Origin of the sequence: Marinobacter fuscus, from assembly GCF_003007675.1 — a bacterium.
In the GTDB taxonomy this organism is placed as follows: domain Bacteria; phylum Pseudomonadota; class Gammaproteobacteria; order Pseudomonadales; family Oleiphilaceae; genus Marinobacter; species Marinobacter fuscus.
In genome coordinates this window covers 1-15,370 of the sequence record NZ_PXNP01000008.1, presented here as the reverse complement: position 1 = coordinate 15,370, position 15,370 = coordinate 1, and the positions used below count along the sequence as shown (strand labels likewise).

Sequence of the window (15,370 nt, the reverse complement as noted above, 5' to 3'; positions counted from 1 at the left end):
TGCCGTGGAAATCAATACCGCTTTGTTGGGTTTTGGTGAAATTCGCAGCCGGTGGCACTTTGCTCATTCTGGTGGAATTGTTGTTCATTGCAAGCAGTTCAGCGCAGGCTGTTTCCCATCGCTATCAGAAAGGCGGTGTTGTGCCCCCAATGAAGGCCCGGGCTGGCACACAGAACAGTCGCCGGTGACGTAAGCAGACCATTGATCTATTGAACATTCAGGTAAAATATCGCAGCTTGCGAATACGGGAACAGAAACATAACAAGCCGAGAGTGTTATGACGACCAATGCACAAGCTGGCAAGACTTTGCTGGCTAAGAAATTCCGGTCTTTTATTGACCCGGAGTTCGTGATTACCGACGACGAAACCCTGAAGCCCTACGAGTGCGATGGCCTGGCCATGTACCGGGAAATGCCCATGATGGTGGTGCTTCCGGAGACCGTGGAGCAGGTTCAGCGGGTTATGCGGCTGTGCCACGAACAGGCCGTGCCGGTGGTTGCCCGGGGCGCGGGTACCGGGCTGTGTGCCGGTGCCATGCCTCATAAAGAAGGTGTGGTGCTGTCGCTGGCCAAGTTCAACCGGATTCTGGAGATCGATCCGCTGGCACGCACCGCCCGGTTGCAGCCCGGGGTGCGCAACCTGGCCATCAGTGAAGCCGCGGCCGAACATGGCCTCTATTATGGCCCGGATCCTTCATCCCAGATTGCCTGCACCATTGGCGGTAATGTGGCAGAGAATTCCGGCGGCGTGCATTGTCTGAAGTACGGCCTGACCGTGCACAACCTGCTCAGCGTCGAAATCATTACCGCCGAGGGCGAGCGGGTAACCGTGGGCAGTGATGGCTTGGACACCTGCGGTATGGATTTGCTGGCGCTGCTGACCGGCTCGGAAGGGCTGCTGGGTGTGGTAACCGAGGTGAAGGTGAAACTGTTGCCAACCCCGGAAGTGGCCCAGGTGGTCATGGCCGGCTTCGACAGCATTGAAAAAGCCGGTGATGCGGTTGGTGCGGTGATCGCCCAGGGCATTATCCCAGGCGGGCTGGAAATGATGGATGGCCACGCCATCATTGCCGCCGATGATTTTTGCCAGGCGGGTTACCCGCGGGATGCCAGGGCGCTGTTGTTGTGTGAAGTAGACGGAACACAGGAAGAGGTGCACGAACACATTGCTGAAGTGGAGGCGTTGTTCCGAAAGCTCGGGGCCACCTCGATAAGAACCTCCGGCAGTGAAGAAGAGCGCGCCCTGTTATGGAAAGGCCGGAAATCTGCGTTCCCGGCGGTGGGCCGCATCTCGCCGGATTACTACTGCATGGACGGCACCATCCCCCGCCGGCATCTGGCCAAAGTGCTGCTGGCGATGGAGCAGATGTCGGAAGACTTTGGCCTGCGGGTGGCCAACGTATTCCATGCCGGAGACGGCAACCTGCACCCGCTGATTCTGTTTGATGCCAATGTGCCCGGCGAGTTCGAGCGGGCGGAAGCCTTTGGCAGCCGCATTCTGGAACTCTGCGTGGAAGTGGGCGGGTGCATTACCGGCGAACACGGTGTCGGTGTCGAGAAAATCCGCCAGATGGCGGTGCAGTTTAATGATCAGGAACTGCAGCAGTTTCACGATGTAAAAGCCGCCTTTGATCCCCAGGGCATCCTGAACCCGGGCAAGGGGGTGCCGACCCTGAAATTCTGTCAGGAATACCGCTCCATCGAGCACAAGCAACACAAGCAACACAAGCATGACCAGGCGGGGCTGTCACATGGCTGATCAGATCAACCAACTTCAGGAACAGGTGCTCCAGGCTCGCAGCCGCGGCCAGGCACTCAACATCGTTGGCGGCGGCAGCAAGTCGTTTATGGGGCGGTTGATGGAGGCCGAGACCGAAGAACTGAATATGTCCGGGCACACGGGGGTGGTGGAGTATCATCCGGTGGAGTTGGTACTAACGGTACGGGCCGGAACCCGGCTGGACGAAATTGATGCGGTATTGGCGGAGCATGGGCAATGTCTGCACTTTGAGCCACCCCGGTTTGGCGAGAACAGCACCATTGGTGGCACCCTGGCCTGTAACTTGTCCGGCCCGGCCAGACCCTGGGCCGGATCTGTGCGGGATCAGGTGCTGGGTATCCGGTTATTGAATGGCAAGGGTGAGCACCTCCGGTTTGGCGGACAGGTAATGAAGAACGTGGCGGGCTATGACGTTTCACGGTTGCAGGCAGGTGCCCTGGGCACCCTCGGTGCGATAACCGAGATCAGTTTGAAGGTGATGCCCAGACCTGCCGCCAGCATCACGTTGGTTAAAGACATGGCCATGGATGAGGTGGTTGGGCTGATGAACCGTCGGGCGGGTGAGCCCAAGCCCCTGACGGGCGCCTGTTGGGTGGATGGCAAACTCTATTTGCGCCTGGCGGGTGCGCAATCGGCGGTGGAGGCCACGGCCCGGGCCTGGGGCGGCGAACCGCTGGAAAATCCGAGTGCCTTCTGGCAGCAGATACAGAACCTGCAACACCCGTTTTTCGCGAACCCGGAGCAGCCGTTGTGGCGCTTTTCCATTAATTCCAGTGCGCCAACTCCGGCTCTGGATGGCCCCTGGCTATTGGATTGGGCCGGTGCCCAGCGCTGGTATCGCGGGCAGGCGACCATGGCCGATCTGGAGCCTCTGGCCCGGGCGGCCGGAGGCCAGGTCAGCCTGTTCCGTGGCGGCGATCGCACCGCCGAGGTGATGCATCGTCAGCCGGAGGCGTTGAAAGTGCTTCAACGTCGGGTAAAGCAATCGTTTGACCCGGATGGCATTTTCAATCCGGGCCGCCTTTATAGCTGGTTGTAATTATGCAAACGAATCTGGTTCAACAATTTGCCAATACTCCGGAAGGCCAGGAGGCCGAGGACATCCTCAGAGCCTGCGTGCACTGTGGCTTCTGTACCGCAACCTGCCCGACCTATCAGGAGCTGAACGATGAGCGAGACGGCCCCCGGGGGCGGATCTATTTGATGAAAATGTTCCTCGAAGGCGGCGAGGTTACCGCGAAAACCCGGGAGCACCTGGATCGTTGTCTGACTTGTCGCAGCTGCGAAACAACCTGTCCGTCTGGCGTCAAATACGGCCGCCTGGTGGATATCAGCCGCGGGCTGCTGGAACAGGAGTTACCCCGGTCGGCGAAAGAAAAATGGCTGCGCTGGGGGCTGACCCGGTTTCTGCCGAACCGGAAGCTGTTCGGTGCCATGCTGCGGCTGGGGCAGGCATTTCGTCCGATCCTGCCGGAAGCCTTGCGGGTGAAGGTGCCGCCCCGTCGCGAGGCCAGCCCTTGGCCGGTCTCCAGCCATCCACGGGTGGTGTTGGGCCTGGCGGGTTGTGCTCAGCCTGCCGCCGCGCCGAACACCAACGCCTCCACCGCCCGGGTGCTGGACAGGCTGGGTATTACCCTGCTGGAGGCGCCAGAGGCGGGCTGCTGCGGGGCGGTCAACTACCACCTGTCGGAGCACGAACGGGGCCTGGAACAGATGCGCCGCAACATTGATGCCTGGTGGCCCGCCATTGACGCTGGCGCCGAGGCCCTTGTGATGACGGCCTCCGGCTGCGGTGCCATGGTTCAGGATTACGGCCATTTGTTGCGGGATGACCCCGTTTACGCCAACAAGGCGGCGAAAGTCAGTGAGCTGTGCATGGATCTTGGGGCTTTCCTGCTGAAAGAAGACCTGGAACCGCTCAAGGCCAATGCGCAGGCCGGGAAAGTCGCCTTTCATTGCCCCTGCACCCTGCAACACGCCATGAAGCAAGGTGGTGTGGTAGAGCAGGTGCTGGCCCGCGCAGGTATCGATCTGGCGGTTACCAAAGACAAGCATCTGTGCTGTGGTTCCGCGGGAACCTATTCCATTACCCAGCCGGAAATGAGCCAGAAGCTGCTGGAGAACAAACTGGCGGCGCTGACCGTGGACGATCCTGTGCGGATTGTTACGGCCAACATCGGCTGCCAGCTGCACCTGGAAACCCGGGCTTCGATCCCGGTGAACCATTGGATAGAGTTGCTGGATCGTTGAGGCTTGCCCTGCAAGCGCGCCCGGTTTCGGTTATAGTCTTATGGCCCCGGAGGGGCCATCATTTTTTTGACCTCACAGGATGTGAACTATGCCAAGGAAGACACTTGTTGCGTTGCTGTTTGCTTTAGTGGCGTTTCCCGCAACTGCCGAGATTTACCGTTGGACGGATAGCAACGGTGCGACCCACTTTTCCGATACTCCGCCGGTACACCGGCAGCATTCCAGGCTGGAGCTGACCGAACCGGTTACCGTGCCGATGAATGAAAACATCCGCCAGGCCGACAAGGTGCGCCAGAGCCGTGCTGCGGTTGGTCGTCTGCTAACCTCCGGCAGCAAGGATCGGTTTGCCGCAGGCAAGCAAGCCCGGCGCGAGGCCAGCCAGTGCGAGGGCTATCGCAAACGGCTGGCGCGTATCCAGGGGCAACTGCGGGCCGGGTACAGCAACGACCGGGGCAATAACCTTCGCCAGAAGCGTCGGGAACTCAGCCAGCTTTACAGCCAATCCTGCATCCTTAACTGATTGATTCGGTAAGCTCTGATTGCCAGCAGGCGGGAAATGCGGTTAGCTATCTATCTTATTAAGGAGGTGGACTTTGTCGCATTTTCAACTCGCGTTACTGCTCGGCATGACGGTCGCGCTCGGGCCGCTGGCGCTGGACGCGTATTTACCCGCATTTCCGGAGATTGCCAGCGATTATGATGTGTCACTGGCCGATGTGGGTTTGTCCCTGAGTGCCTATGTGGCCACGCTCGGACTGGCTCAGCTGGTTGGCGGGCCCCTGTCGGATCGTTATGGCCGCAAGCTCATTCTGTTCATCGGCCTGACGGTGTTTGCTGTTGCAGCGGTGATGGTGGCTCAGGCAGGTTCACTTTCTGACCTGGTGGGCTGGCGTGTTCTGCAGGGCATGGGGGGCGCCTTCTGTGCGGTTTCGGTGCCCGCCATTGTGCGTGATCAGGTGGGCGGGCAGGAAGCCGCACGGTTGTTCGGCCTGATCGGCCTGATCATGTTTATCGCACCGGCAGCCGCGCCGTCACTGGGGGCGCTGATGCTGGCGATGGGCGACTGGCACTGGATTTTTGTGTTGCTGGCCGGTTATGCGTTTTTCCTGGCGGTGGTGTTGCAGTTTGCCCTGTTCCCGCGGCTGAAGCCCCGGCCACCGGCGGTGACCCCGGTAAAAACCCTGGTAACCAACTACCTGCTGGTGCTGAGGCACAAGACCACCATGCGTTTTGTCGGCATTCAGGTGTTGTGTTTCAGCACCATGATGCTGTTCATCACCCATGCATCATTTATCTATCAGGAATGGTTCGGGCTTTCCAACAGTGCCTTTTCGATCCTGTTTGCCGCCAATATTGGCCTGATGGCGGTTCTTAACCTGATCAACCGGCCCTTGCTTCGGCGGTTTTCCTCGGTGGTGTTGTTACGGGTGCAGGTGATTCTGCAGTGCCTGGCGCTGGTGGGGTTGGTGCTGGTGGTGTTTTTTCATGGCCCGCTGTGGGCGGTGGTTGCGTTCATTATTGCGGCGGTGGGCTGCCAGGGCGGCATTGTGCCCAATAACATGGCCAATGCGCTGGAGTTCTTTCCGCATCTTGGCGGCACTGCTGCGGCCATGCTGGGGGCTTCCCAGTTTACCCTGGCGGGCACCGTCAGTGCGCTGTCCACCACCTTTGCCGGTGACTCGCTGATGCCTATTGTGGTGAGTATGCTGGCCTGCTCGGTGGGGGCGGTTTTGCTTGCACTGGGTGCGCCCGCTGCGGTGGCCCGGGAAAAATCCCTTGAGCAGGGCGAGCCGGCGGCGGCCTGAACCCTGGCGCTCTGGCCGGTTGTGACCGGCCAGTCGGTTCACCGGCAGCGGCGTACGTTTACCAGCAGCGGGCTGCCGGTGGCCGGGTCCTGAATCAGCTCACAATCCACGCCATAGAGTGTCTTCACCAGTTCCGGCGAGACGATGTCAGCCGGAGCGCCCTCCCGGATAATCGACCCTTCCTTCATGGCCACCATGTGGTCGGCGTAGCGGCAGGCGGTTGGCAGATCATGTACCACCATGGCGATGGTCTTGCCGTGATGGCTCAGGGCACGGATCAGTTCGAACACTTCGATCTGATGGCCAAGATCCAGTGCCGAGGTGGGTTCATCCAGTAACAGCAAGGGGGTTTGCTGCGCCACGGCCATGGCAATCCAGGCCCGCTGGCGCTGCCCGCCAGACAGGGTATCCAGAGCCCGATGAGCCAGATCCTGTACGTCGGCGGCCGCGATGGCAGAATCAAAAGCGTGCTGATCTTCCTCTGACCACTGTTTCATCCAGCCCTGGTGTGGCTGGCGGCCAAAACGCACCAGATCAGACACCGTCAGGCCTTCCGGAGCCTGGTTGTCCTGGGGCAGCAGGGCCAGTTTGCGAGCCACTTCTTTCGAGGGCAGCCGATGGATGTCCTTGCCGTCGAGCAGTACGCAACCGGCATCCGGGGTGTGAATGCGGGCAAGCCCGTTCAGCAAGGTGGACTTGCCGCAACCGTTGGGGCCGACAATGGCGGTAACCCTGCCGCCGGGCAACTGGACGCTCAGGTCTCGGGCGACGGTAAAATGCCGGTGCGCCAGGGTAATGCGTTCGGCGGCCAGGGTGGCGGTTTGGTGTTGGCTCATGTCAGGCTCCGTGGCGTTGGTCTGAGCAGAATCCACAGCAGGTAAGGGCTGCCAACAATGGCCGAGATAATACCTGCGGGTACTTCAAGGGGAGAAAACAAGCTGCGGCCGAGCAGATCAGCGACCACCAGAAAACTGGCGCCCGCCAGCGCCGAGGCGGTCAGCGGGATTTTGCCGGGGCGGCTGAGGGCCCGCGCCAACTCCGGTGCCAGCAGTGACACCAGGCCCACCGGCCCGCATACCGAAACAGCAAGCCCGGTGAGCAGCACCGACAGCCCCAGACCAAGAATGCGGGTGGCTTTCAGGCGGGTACCCAGGGCAATGGCAACGGCGTCTGCAAACTGCAGGGTATTCAGCGCACGGGTAATGGCCATCAGTACCAGATAGCCCAGGGCGAGGCCCGCGGCGAGAACCTTTACGCTTTCGGGGTTCCGGGCGTTCAGGCTGCCCACCGTCCAGGGATAGGCGGCGTTGGCATCGTCGATTGCCACACGACTGAGCATCACCTGGGTGATGGCGGCCGCAATGGCGCCTATGCCAATTCCGGCAACTATAAAGCGATAGCCCCGGGTACCCTTGGCGCCAGCCAGGCCGAAGGCAAGGGCGGTGGCGGTGGCCGCCCCGGCCAGTGCCATTGCCGAGGGAGCCAGCGACAGGCCGATACCCACCACCGAAGCCACCGCAAAGGCGGTGGCGGCATTGTCGATGCCGATGATTCCGGGCGTGGCCAGGCGATTGCGGGCGAGTGTTTGCATCAGACAACCCGCCAGAGCCAGAGCCGCGCCACACAGAAGCCCGGCAACCACCCGGTTCAGTCGCAGTTCATTGATCACAAAATCGGTCATCGGGTCGGCCTGGCCGAGCAGGGCGGCCAGGGTATCCGCCAGGGATACCTGCACTGTACCGGTGGAAAGCGAAGTGAGGGTGCTGATCATCAGCAGTGCCAGCAACAGGCTGTTGACCAGGGCATTACGTTTATCCGGCAATGGGATTATCCGGTTCATAGCGACGGCATTCTCCCTGCCCGGACGATAGCCAGCAGTACCGGAGCCCCGATCAGGGCGGTGACGACACCCAGCGGCATTTCCGCCGGGGCGGCAACCAGTCGCGACACGACGTCGGCACCGAGCACCACCGCGGGGCCAACTGGCAGGCACAACCACAGGGTGCGGCGAATATCCGGGCCGGCGATGGCGCGGGTGATAAACGGCACCACCAGGCCGACGAAAATCAATGGGCCTGCCAGGGCCGTTGCCGAGCCCACCAGCAATGCCACCGCCAGCGTTACCATCAATCGAATGCGCCCGGGGTGGTGGCCCAGGCCGACGGCCGCCTTCTCGCCAAGCGACATGGCCGCCAGAGGCTTAGCGACGGCCAGCACCAACATCAGGGCCATGCCGATGAAGGGCAGTGTGGTGGCCAGTACCGCCAGCGGCTTGCCCGCCACACTGCCGGTAATCCAGAAGCGGATTTCGTCGGCTGCCCGCTGATCTATCAGCATCAGCATGGAGGTGAGCGCCAGCAGCAGCCCGCTCAAGGTAGCGCCAGCGAGTACCAGCCGCACCGGATCGTTGCCCAGCCCCTGAACCCGGGTAGCGGCGATGACCAGGCCACAACCCGCCAGTGCTCCCAATTGCGCGACTACCGTGGTTAAAGTGGCGGTGCTGGCCCCCAGCAGGATGGCGAGGGCAACGGCAAACCCGCTGCCAGCGCTGACCCCGAGCAGCCCCGGTTCCGCCAACGGGTTGCGGGTCATGGATTGCAACAGGGCGCCAGCCAGCCCGAGGGCAAGGCCGGTAACCACGGCGATGACGGTACGGGGAAAGCGCAGTTCACTGATTACAAACCAGGCGTCCGGGTGGGTGCTGCCGGTCAGGGTTTCCAGAGACACGTGGGCTGAGATTGGGCCCGCGCCCAGCAACAGACTGGCCAAGATCACAAGCAATAGAAAAATACCCGCAACCAGCAGTTGCGGGAGAAGCTCGCGAGACGCAAGCACGCGGTTTGCTGACAGAGCGTTCAAGGTCAGATGGTTCAGGGCTGCAGGGCCAGTACAGCCGCTTCTATATCATCAAGAATGGCGAGTGCCGCGAGCGGGCCGGAGGCGCTGGTCCAGAGCTGCCCGCTGACCGCAATCACCTGGTTTGCCTGTACCGCATTGAGTCGGGCAAAGGCGGGAGACTTGCGGGCCGCTGCCAGAGCCTTGTCGCCATCGGCATTCAGGGTGGCGAGGAACATCCAGTTCTGGTCGAGGCCAGACAGGTTCTCGAGGCTCAGCGGTTCGCTGTGGGGACGGCCGGGTTTGATCAGGCCCTTGCTATTGGGGCGGAAGCCGGTGGCCTGGATAATGGCGGCCGAAAACAGACCTTCGGCCATCACCAGCGGCCCTTGCGGCATCCAGCGAATAAGTGTGGCGTTCCGCTGGTCTGCCGGAATGCGCTCGCGCACCAGGCTGGCTACCTCTGCAATCCGGGCTTCAACCTGCTCGATCACCTGCTCGGCTTGGTCGGCCCGGCCCATGGCCCGGGCAAACAAGCGGGTTTCCCGCTTCCAGGTATCGGCCTCGAACATCGGTATGTCGGGCACAACCACGGGGGCCAGTCGGGATAACAGTCGGTATTGCTGCTCGCTGGTGCGGGGTGCGGCAAGGATAAGGTCGGGCTGTGCTGCCAATACCGCTTCAATATTGGTCTCGCCCGGGGTGCCGACAATATTGATGTTACCTGCCGCTGGTTTGATGTAGTCCGCAACATGGTTGCCACCCCGGGTAATCACGGCACCCACTGTGTGGGCGCCTACCGCCAGTGCGGTATCCAGTGCGCCTTCATACAAAGTAACAATTCGCTTTGGTTGGCCGCTGATTTCCAGCGGGCCGAACGCGGTATCCAGACTTCTCGTATCGGCCGTTACGGCCCCGGAACTCAGGCCTGCCAGTACCAGAATGGTGAAGCAGCGTTGCAGAACATTCAGGGCAACTGTGGCGGGGCGGGACATGCAGGAAACTCCGGGATTGGGAATGGTTAGTGAGCGATCTTTAAAGTGACTCGTGATGATAATTGTTCTCGTTACGTTTTTAAAGTGTTAAATTGAAACGGTTGGTTGCAAATTCCGGGATGAAATCATGTACGACCTGCAAGAGCTTGAAGCCTTTGTTTCTGTGGTGCGCACCGGCAGTCTGACTGCCAGCACCCGGGATCTCGGCTTGCCAAAATCGACCCTGAGCCGTCGGATCAAACAGTTGGAAGAAACGCTGGGGCAGCCGTTGCTGCTGCGGCAATCGAAGAAAATAGTCCCCAATGATGCAGGGCGGGTTTTTTATCGATATTGCAACGACATTCTGGAGCTTGTTGCCCAGGGCCATGAGGCGCTGGATGAGTTGAAGGAAGAAGTCACCGGGCGATTGGAGCTCCGGTGCCATGAAGCCCTTGTGCGTGGTTGGTTTTCCGGCGTAGTTGAGTCGTTTATGGCAAACCATGAAGACTTGACGATCTCGCTCCGCACCCAGCGCAGCGTGCCTGACCGGGTAGATGATGGCGTATGTGTCTGGTTGGGGCAGCCTGCCTATTCGGAGTTGCGGCAGGAGTGTCTTGGTGTTCTGGAGCAAGGGGTTTTCGGAAGTCCGGAATATTTCCGTAACCATGGTGTACCGGAATCTCCCGGTGCATTGGTTGGGCACCCCTGGGTTGATTTAGTCGGCCTGGGCGATGAACGTACGGCGTTGCAGCACTCCCGCATGGGCTGTTTTCCTTTGTCACTGCCCGAACGCCGGTTTACCGTGGATCAGCTCAGTGTTCAGGGTGATGCCATTGCGGCAGGCCGGGGCCTGGGCTTAATGCCCCTGTGGTTGGTTGAGCGTCGGCTGAGTGCTCATCCTGGCACATTTCGGCGCTGCCTGGCCGAGTGGTCTGGCCCGGAAGTGCCAGTCACACTGCTGTATCCGCACGGGGTGCTTCCCCGGCGTGTGCGGGCTTTTATTGCGCACCTGAGGAGTGCAGTGCCATTGGCCTGGGGGCAGACGACGCCCAACCCTTCTGCCGGAGTTCCGGAACCTGGAACAAATGGTTCCAGAAAGTGAGTTGCACCTTGTGTTAGTGTTCTTGCGTCTGATAATGATTCGCATATGAGATTTGGGTCGTTCAGCTTGTATAGAGCACTTACCAAGGAGTTTTGCATGTATCGTCGTTTTTCCTTGTTGGCGTCTGCGGTTGCGCTGGCCAGTATCCCGGTTGGAGTGCAGGCACAGTCCTCGCCGGTCGAGTTGGGAGAGATTGTTGTGTCGGCATCGGGGTTCAGTCAGAACAAGACCGAGGCACCCGCCAGTATCAGCGTAATCAGCAGCGAGGAAATTCGCACGAAGCAGGCCGCCAGCCTGACCGATATTCTTGATGATGTAGAAGGCGTGGATGTAACCGGTTCTGCCGGCAAAACCGGTGGTTTCACCATCCGTATGCGTGGCATGCCCAGTGAATACACCCTGATTCTGATCGATGGTCGTCGACAGAACACCGCCGGGAATGTAACGCCAAACGGCTTTGGCGAAACCTCTACCAGCTTCCTGCCGCCACCGTCGTCGATTGAGCGGGTAGAGGTTATCCGTGGCCCTATGTCGACACTCTATGGGTCGGATGCCATGGGTGGGGTGATCAATATCATTACCAAGAAGGTGAATCCGGTCTGGTCCACGTCCCTGACTGCGGAGACCACCATTAACGAAGACCGTGACTTTGGCGATAGCCGAGCCTACTCACTCTTCACCACCGGGCCGCTGGTAAAGGATGGCTTGGGCCTGCAGTTGCGTGGCCGCTGGTTCGAGCGGGATGCGTCTGATCTGGAGTACCTGGACGCCAATGGGAACGTGATTGAAGTGGACCGTCGTGGGCCGAGCCCGGTTGAATCGGATCAGTACACGCTGGGAACGCGCCTGACGGCGATGCCCTCCGATAACCAGGAACTCTGGCTGGATATCGAAACGGCCCGCCAGGACTATGATAACTCTGAAGGCCAGCTGGGTACCCTGGGAGCCAGGGGGTACGGCCCAAAACTTGAGTTCGACCGGGATCAGTTTGCCATTGGCCACACCGGCAAGTTTTCGGCGGGAACGCTGGAGACCAGTGTCATGCGCAACATAACCGAAACCTCCGGGCGCGTTGTGCCGAAAGGTGTTCCGGGCAAGCCTGCAGGCTCCCCCCGGGAGCTGAAAGCGGAAAATCGCATTTTTGACACCAAGTTCGTCATGCCGCTGGAAGAGCATGTCGTGACCATTGGTGGGCAATGGTGGGATGCCCGCATGCAGGACGGTGTTGCGGCGGAAGAGTTCAAACAGAAAACTCAGTCGCTGTTTATTGAAGATGAGTGGTTTCTCCACCGGGATGTGGCGCTGACTCTGGGTGGCCGCTACGACCATCACGACGCCTTTGGTAGCCAGTTCAGCCCGCGGGCGTATCTGGTCTGGAGTGCGACTCCCGGGCTGACCGTGAAAGGCGGCGTCAGTCGCGGCTACAAAACTCCGGAGCTGAATGCACTGGCGGATGGCATTGTCGGCTTTACCGGCCAGGGCACCATTCCGATTTTTGGTAACCCGGATCTGGAACCGGAGAAAACCACGTCCTCTGAACTGGGCCTGATCTACCAGCATGCCAATGGCCACAGCTTTGGTATGACGGTGTTCTACAACGAGTTCACGGACAAAATTGCCGCTGGCCCGGATGAGCTGAACTGTTCCTGGGAAGATAACCCCAACCGCCCGGGCTGTGTGGATCGTGGTGACTGGCCGAAAGCGGAAGTGTTCGGGCGGGATATCAACATCGATGAAGCGATTACCCAAGGCGTTGAGGTGGCTACCGAACTGCGTGTGCTGGATAGCCTGCGCCTGGGCCTGAACTATACTTATACTGACAGTGAGCAAAAATCGGGCGAAAACAAAGGTGAGCCGCTGACGGATACGCCCGAGCATATGGCCAATGCGTCTCTGAAATGGCAGCCAGCCCCCCGGTGGTCTACCTGGCTGAAGGCCCAGTACGAGAGTGAGCGTTATCGTAACCGTGAGCGCGTGCGGGGTGCCCCTTCCTTTGCAGACCTGGGCGACTTCAAGGCCTATGCGGTGCTGCATTTGGGTGGCAGCTTCCAAGCGACGGAGAGCCTGAGCTTCAACGCCACTATCTACAACCTTCTGGACAAGGACTTCATTGATTATCGTTCGTATGAGAACGGCACCGAATACGGCAACGTTTATGCGAACAGTGACGAAGGTCGCCGTTTGTGGGTATCGGCAAACTATACGTTCTGATACCAGCGGCAGAAACCCGCTACAGAGCGCACTCCTGACTAATGGGAGTGCGCTCGCCCGGCACGGTGTCTGCCGCGCAGGTTTCTAGAGAACGGTGGTTAACAGGTAGCCGGTATAACCGGCAAAGGTGAGCATCAAAATAAGCCCTTCAAAGCGGTTGATTCGCCCCGGGCCACGAAAGCCATAGCCCATCACAAACAGCGCCATTGTCAGCCCGATCATCACTGGCAAGTCGCGCGTCAACAGCTCATCGGCCACGTCCATCGGCGCAATGCTGCCAGCAATACCGACCACTGCCAGGGTGTTAAACAGGTTCGAGCCCAGGATGTTACCGAGGGCCAGATCGTTCTCGCCTTTTCGGGCAGCAATCACCGAAGACGCCAGCTCTGGCAGGGAGGTGCCGATGGCGACAATGGTCAGGCCAATAATCAGATCGCTTACCCCAAAGCGCATGGCAAGATCCGTGGCGCCCCACACCAGCAATCGGGAACTGGCAATCAGCAGGATCAGCCCGATCACCAGCCAGATCGCGGCCTTGCGCACGGGTAGGTGGTGTGCCGATAATTCAGCATCTACTTGTGGCGCCAGGGCATCGTCGGTGTTGGTCATGCCGCTCCAGATGCTCCAGCCCAGTACCAGCGCAAATACCAGCAGCAGGCCAAGCGCATCCATCCGGCTCAGGTTGCCGTCGAAAAGCAACCAGCTGGCGCCGAGAGTAACCAGTGTCAGTATCGGCAACTCCCGGCGCATAATGCGCGAGTGCATGGCAATGGGAGTGATGAGTGCGGTCAACCCCAGAATCAACGCAATATTGGTGATATTGGAACCGTAGGCGTTGCCTAAGGCCAGGCCCGGATTGCCCTGGGTTGCAGCCAGGGCCGAAACCACCATTTCCGGTGCCGAGGTGCCAAACCCGACCACCACCATGCCGATCAGTAGCGGCGGCAGGCCAGCGTAGGCAGACACAGACGCGGCCCCTTCAACAAACCGGTCGGCACTCCAGACCAGCAAGGTAAGGCCGGCAACAATGGCAAGGGTGGCTATGAGCACAGAAGCATTCCTTAGTTGATGTCTGACTATTTGACCGTCAGTTGGCTGCCCGGACAATGAGTGTGATTGCTTACCTTGCCGATTGAAAATAGGGTGCTATAGTCAGCGCCGTAATGATCACCCTGACCGCAGGAGAGCCACTATGGCCAGAAAGAAGGCGCAAGCTACCCGGCACAGCGCAGTGCAGCGCGAGCTGAGAACACCTAAATACCAGATGCGGGTAGTGGAAGACAAAACCCGCTACAAGCGTAGCCGTGACAAGGCCGTGCGGATGGAGGGCTTTCGCAAGGCCGCGTGAGCGTGGTTTTACGAAAGCCCTCCGCCGCTTTCTCATCCGTTCCACGGGGTGATAGCAAGAGTGATAAAGAGTTGTAAAGAGTGATACAGTCGGCCCTCAGTTCAACATGCGGGCCACAAAATGACGACACTTCAGACTCTGCAAATCGACACCGGGCCAGACCCGAAGAAAGCCGTAATCTGGCTGCACGGGCTGGGTGCCAGTGGCCATGACTTCGAGCCGGTCGTGCCGGAGCTGACGGTCGGCCGCGAGCAACCGGTTCGGTTCATTTTTCCCCATGCCCCCGAATTGCCCGTCACCATCAATGGCGGCATGGTGATGCCTGCCTGGTACGACATTCTGGCGATGAACATCGACCGCACGGTCGACACCTCGCAGTTGCGGGCTTCGGCAGCCATGGTGGCCCGGTTGATTGAGCAGGAGCGTGCCCGGGGGCTGGCCAGTACCGATATCGTGGTGGGTGGTTTTTCCCAGGGGGGGGCGGTGGCCTATGAACTGGCACTGAGCTACCCGGAACGCCTGGGGGGCCTGTTTGCGCTGTCTACCTATTTTGCCACCGTCGATTCTATCGGGCTGAGCGAGGCCAATCGCCAGTTGCCGGTTTTTATCGGCCATGGCAGTCACGACCCGATGGTGGTGGAGTCTCTTGGCCAGGCCGCATTGTCAAAGCTGCAATCCCTCGGCTATCAGCCGGAGTATCACCGTTACCCTATGGAGCACAGCCTGTGCCTGGAAGAGGTTCAGGATCTGGATCGCTTCTTTCAGCAGGTCTTGGCGTCCGCTGAATAATAAACCAGCGGGTGTAGTCTCTTTGGATGTGGGCCGAGAGCCAGGCTTTGGCTAGGAGTCTGCGCGGCAGAAGCCCGTTTCTGGCATAATAAACCGAAAATTTTTCGGCAACAGGACGTCTGATGGGAACCACTTTCCGCCCGTACTCGCCCGACCAGGAATTGCTCCTTCCCCCAAGCCTGAACGAGTGGCTGCCTGATGGCCACCTGGCCTATTTTGTCAGTGATGTTGTCGAGGAGCTGGATTTGAGTGCGTTTTACGCCCGCTACGAAGGCA

14 protein-coding genes and 1 pseudogene are annotated in these 15,370 nt (G+C 59.9%); 10 read left to right on the top strand and 5 right to left on the bottom strand.

The window, feature by feature from the left end; genetic code table 11:
- The first annotated feature begins 277 nt into the window (after positions 1-277).
- The 5 genes from C7H09_RS00935 to C7H09_RS00915 all read left to right on the top strand — a co-directional run bounded on the left by C7H09_RS00935 (position 278) and on the right by C7H09_RS00915 (position 5,835).
- Positions 278-1,759: an FAD-linked oxidase C-terminal domain-containing protein gene (locus C7H09_RS00935; RefSeq protein ID WP_106760790.1), complete on the top strand. Its 1,482-nt coding sequence runs from the start codon at positions 278-280 to the stop codon at positions 1,757-1,759.
- On the top strand, positions 1,752-2,819 hold the full coding sequence (gene glcE, locus C7H09_RS00930) for a glycolate oxidase subunit GlcE (RefSeq protein WP_106760789.1): 1,068 nt from the start codon (positions 1,752-1,754) through the stop codon (positions 2,817-2,819). The genes C7H09_RS00935 and glcE overlap by 8 nt, the downstream gene beginning before the upstream one ends.
- A gap of 2 nt (positions 2,820-2,821) precedes the next feature.
- Positions 2,822-4,030, top strand: coding sequence for a glycolate oxidase subunit GlcF (glcF, locus tag C7H09_RS00925; RefSeq protein WP_106760788.1), 1,209 nt, complete (start codon positions 2,822-2,824; stop codon positions 4,028-4,030).
- Between the two features lie 88 nt (positions 4,031-4,118).
- Positions 4,119-4,550: a DUF4124 domain-containing protein gene (locus C7H09_RS00920; protein ID WP_106760787.1), complete on the top strand. Its 432-nt coding sequence runs from the start codon at positions 4,119-4,121 to the stop codon at positions 4,548-4,550.
- A gap of 73 nt (positions 4,551-4,623) precedes the next feature.
- A complete protein-coding gene (locus C7H09_RS00915) occupies positions 4,624-5,835 on the top strand; it encodes a multidrug effflux MFS transporter (protein WP_106760786.1) in 1,212 nt (403 codons plus the stop codon).
- A gap of 38 nt (positions 5,836-5,873) precedes the next feature.
- Here C7H09_RS00915 and C7H09_RS00910 read toward each other — a convergent pair whose 3' ends face one another.
- Genes C7H09_RS00910 through C7H09_RS00895 form a run of 4 tightly spaced genes read right to left on the bottom strand, consistent with a single transcriptional unit; the run spans position 5,874 to position 9,665 of the window.
- Positions 5,874-6,671 carry an ABC transporter ATP-binding protein gene (locus C7H09_RS00910; protein ID WP_106760785.1) on the bottom strand — a complete coding sequence of 266 codons (798 nt, stop codon included), beginning with the start codon at positions 6,669-6,671 and terminating at the stop codon, positions 5,874-5,876.
- The gene (locus tag C7H09_RS00905; protein ID WP_240616468.1) at positions 6,668-7,675 is read right to left on the bottom strand and encodes a FecCD family ABC transporter permease; all 1,008 of its coding nucleotides are present in this window, start codon (positions 7,673-7,675) and stop codon (positions 6,668-6,670) included. Before C7H09_RS00905 ends, C7H09_RS00910 begins: the two co-directional genes overlap by 4 nt.
- A complete protein-coding gene (locus tag C7H09_RS00900; protein ID WP_240616467.1) occupies positions 7,672-8,670 on the bottom strand; it encodes a FecCD family ABC transporter permease in 999 nt (332 codons plus the stop codon). The genes C7H09_RS00905 and C7H09_RS00900 overlap by 4 nt, the downstream gene beginning before the upstream one ends.
- Before the next feature lie 35 nt (positions 8,671-8,705).
- Complete coding sequence (locus tag C7H09_RS00895; protein WP_106760784.1) at positions 8,706-9,665, bottom strand: ABC transporter substrate-binding protein; 960 nt, start codon at positions 9,663-9,665, stop codon at positions 8,706-8,708.
- A 127-nt stretch (positions 9,666-9,792) separates the two neighbouring features.
- Between C7H09_RS00895 and C7H09_RS00890 the strand changes: the two genes are divergently transcribed.
- Positions 9,793-10,746 carry a LysR family transcriptional regulator gene (locus tag C7H09_RS00890; protein ID WP_106760783.1) on the top strand — a complete coding sequence of 318 codons (954 nt, stop codon included), beginning with the start codon at positions 9,793-9,795 and terminating at the stop codon, positions 10,744-10,746.
- A gap of 96 nt (positions 10,747-10,842) precedes the next feature.
- Complete coding sequence (locus C7H09_RS00885; RefSeq protein WP_106760782.1) at positions 10,843-12,957, top strand: TonB-dependent receptor domain-containing protein; 2,115 nt, start codon at positions 10,843-10,845, stop codon at positions 12,955-12,957.
- Between the two features lie 84 nt (positions 12,958-13,041).
- Here the strand turns inward: C7H09_RS00885 and C7H09_RS00880 are convergent, their stop codons facing one another.
- Entirely contained in the window at positions 13,042-14,007 is a 966-nt protein-coding gene (locus tag C7H09_RS00880) for a calcium/sodium antiporter (protein ID WP_106760781.1), read from the bottom strand.
- A gap of 142 nt (positions 14,008-14,149) precedes the next feature.
- On the opposite strand from C7H09_RS00880, the gene C7H09_RS19815 reads away from it, so the two are divergent.
- From C7H09_RS19815 to C7H09_RS20085, 3 genes and pseudogenes are all read left to right on the top strand, one after another.
- Positions 14,150-14,305: a hypothetical protein gene (locus C7H09_RS19815; RefSeq protein ID WP_165794761.1), complete on the top strand. Its 156-nt coding sequence runs from the start codon at positions 14,150-14,152 to the stop codon at positions 14,303-14,305.
- 120 nt (positions 14,306-14,425) lie between these two features.
- Complete coding sequence (locus C7H09_RS00875) at positions 14,426-15,094, top strand: alpha/beta hydrolase (protein WP_106760780.1); 669 nt, start codon at positions 14,426-14,428, stop codon at positions 15,092-15,094.
- Between the two features lie 122 nt (positions 15,095-15,216).
- Positions 15,217-15,370 (top strand): annotated as a pseudogene (locus C7H09_RS20085) (IS5/IS1182 family transposase); the annotation flags it as partial.

Bases quoted from the DNA above. Each gene is read 5' to 3' on its own strand.
- C7H09_RS00890 (WP_106760783.1), top strand. From the start codon at position 9,793: ATGTACGACCTGCAAGAGCTTGAAGCCTTTGTTTCTGTGGTGCGCACC.
- glcE (WP_106760789.1), top strand. From the start codon at position 1,752: ATGGCTGATCAGATCAACCAACTTCAGGAACAGGTGCTCCAGGCTCGC.
- C7H09_RS00935 (WP_106760790.1), top strand. From the start codon at position 278: ATGACGACCAATGCACAAGCTGGCAAGACTTTGCTGGCTAAGAAATTC.
- C7H09_RS00920 (WP_106760787.1), top strand. From the start codon at position 4,119: ATGCCAAGGAAGACACTTGTTGCGTTGCTGTTTGCTTTAGTGGCGTTT.
- C7H09_RS00875 (WP_106760780.1), top strand. From the start codon at position 14,426: ATGACGACACTTCAGACTCTGCAAATCGACACCGGGCCAGACCCGAAG.
- C7H09_RS00885 (WP_106760782.1), top strand. From the start codon at position 10,843: ATGTATCGTCGTTTTTCCTTGTTGGCGTCTGCGGTTGCGCTGGCCAGT.
- C7H09_RS00910 (WP_106760785.1), bottom strand. From the start codon at position 6,671: ATGAGCCAACACCAAACCGCCACCCTGGCCGCCGAACGCATTACCCTG.
- glcF (WP_106760788.1), top strand. From the start codon at position 2,822: ATGCAAACGAATCTGGTTCAACAATTTGCCAATACTCCGGAAGGCCAG.
- C7H09_RS00895 (WP_106760784.1), bottom strand. From the start codon at position 9,665: ATGTCCCGCCCCGCCACAGTTGCCCTGAATGTTCTGCAACGCTGCTTC.
- C7H09_RS00905 (WP_240616468.1), bottom strand. From the start codon at position 7,675: ATGAACCGGATAATCCCATTGCCGGATAAACGTAATGCCCTGGTCAAC.
- C7H09_RS19815 (WP_165794761.1), top strand. From the start codon at position 14,150: ATGGCCAGAAAGAAGGCGCAAGCTACCCGGCACAGCGCAGTGCAGCGC.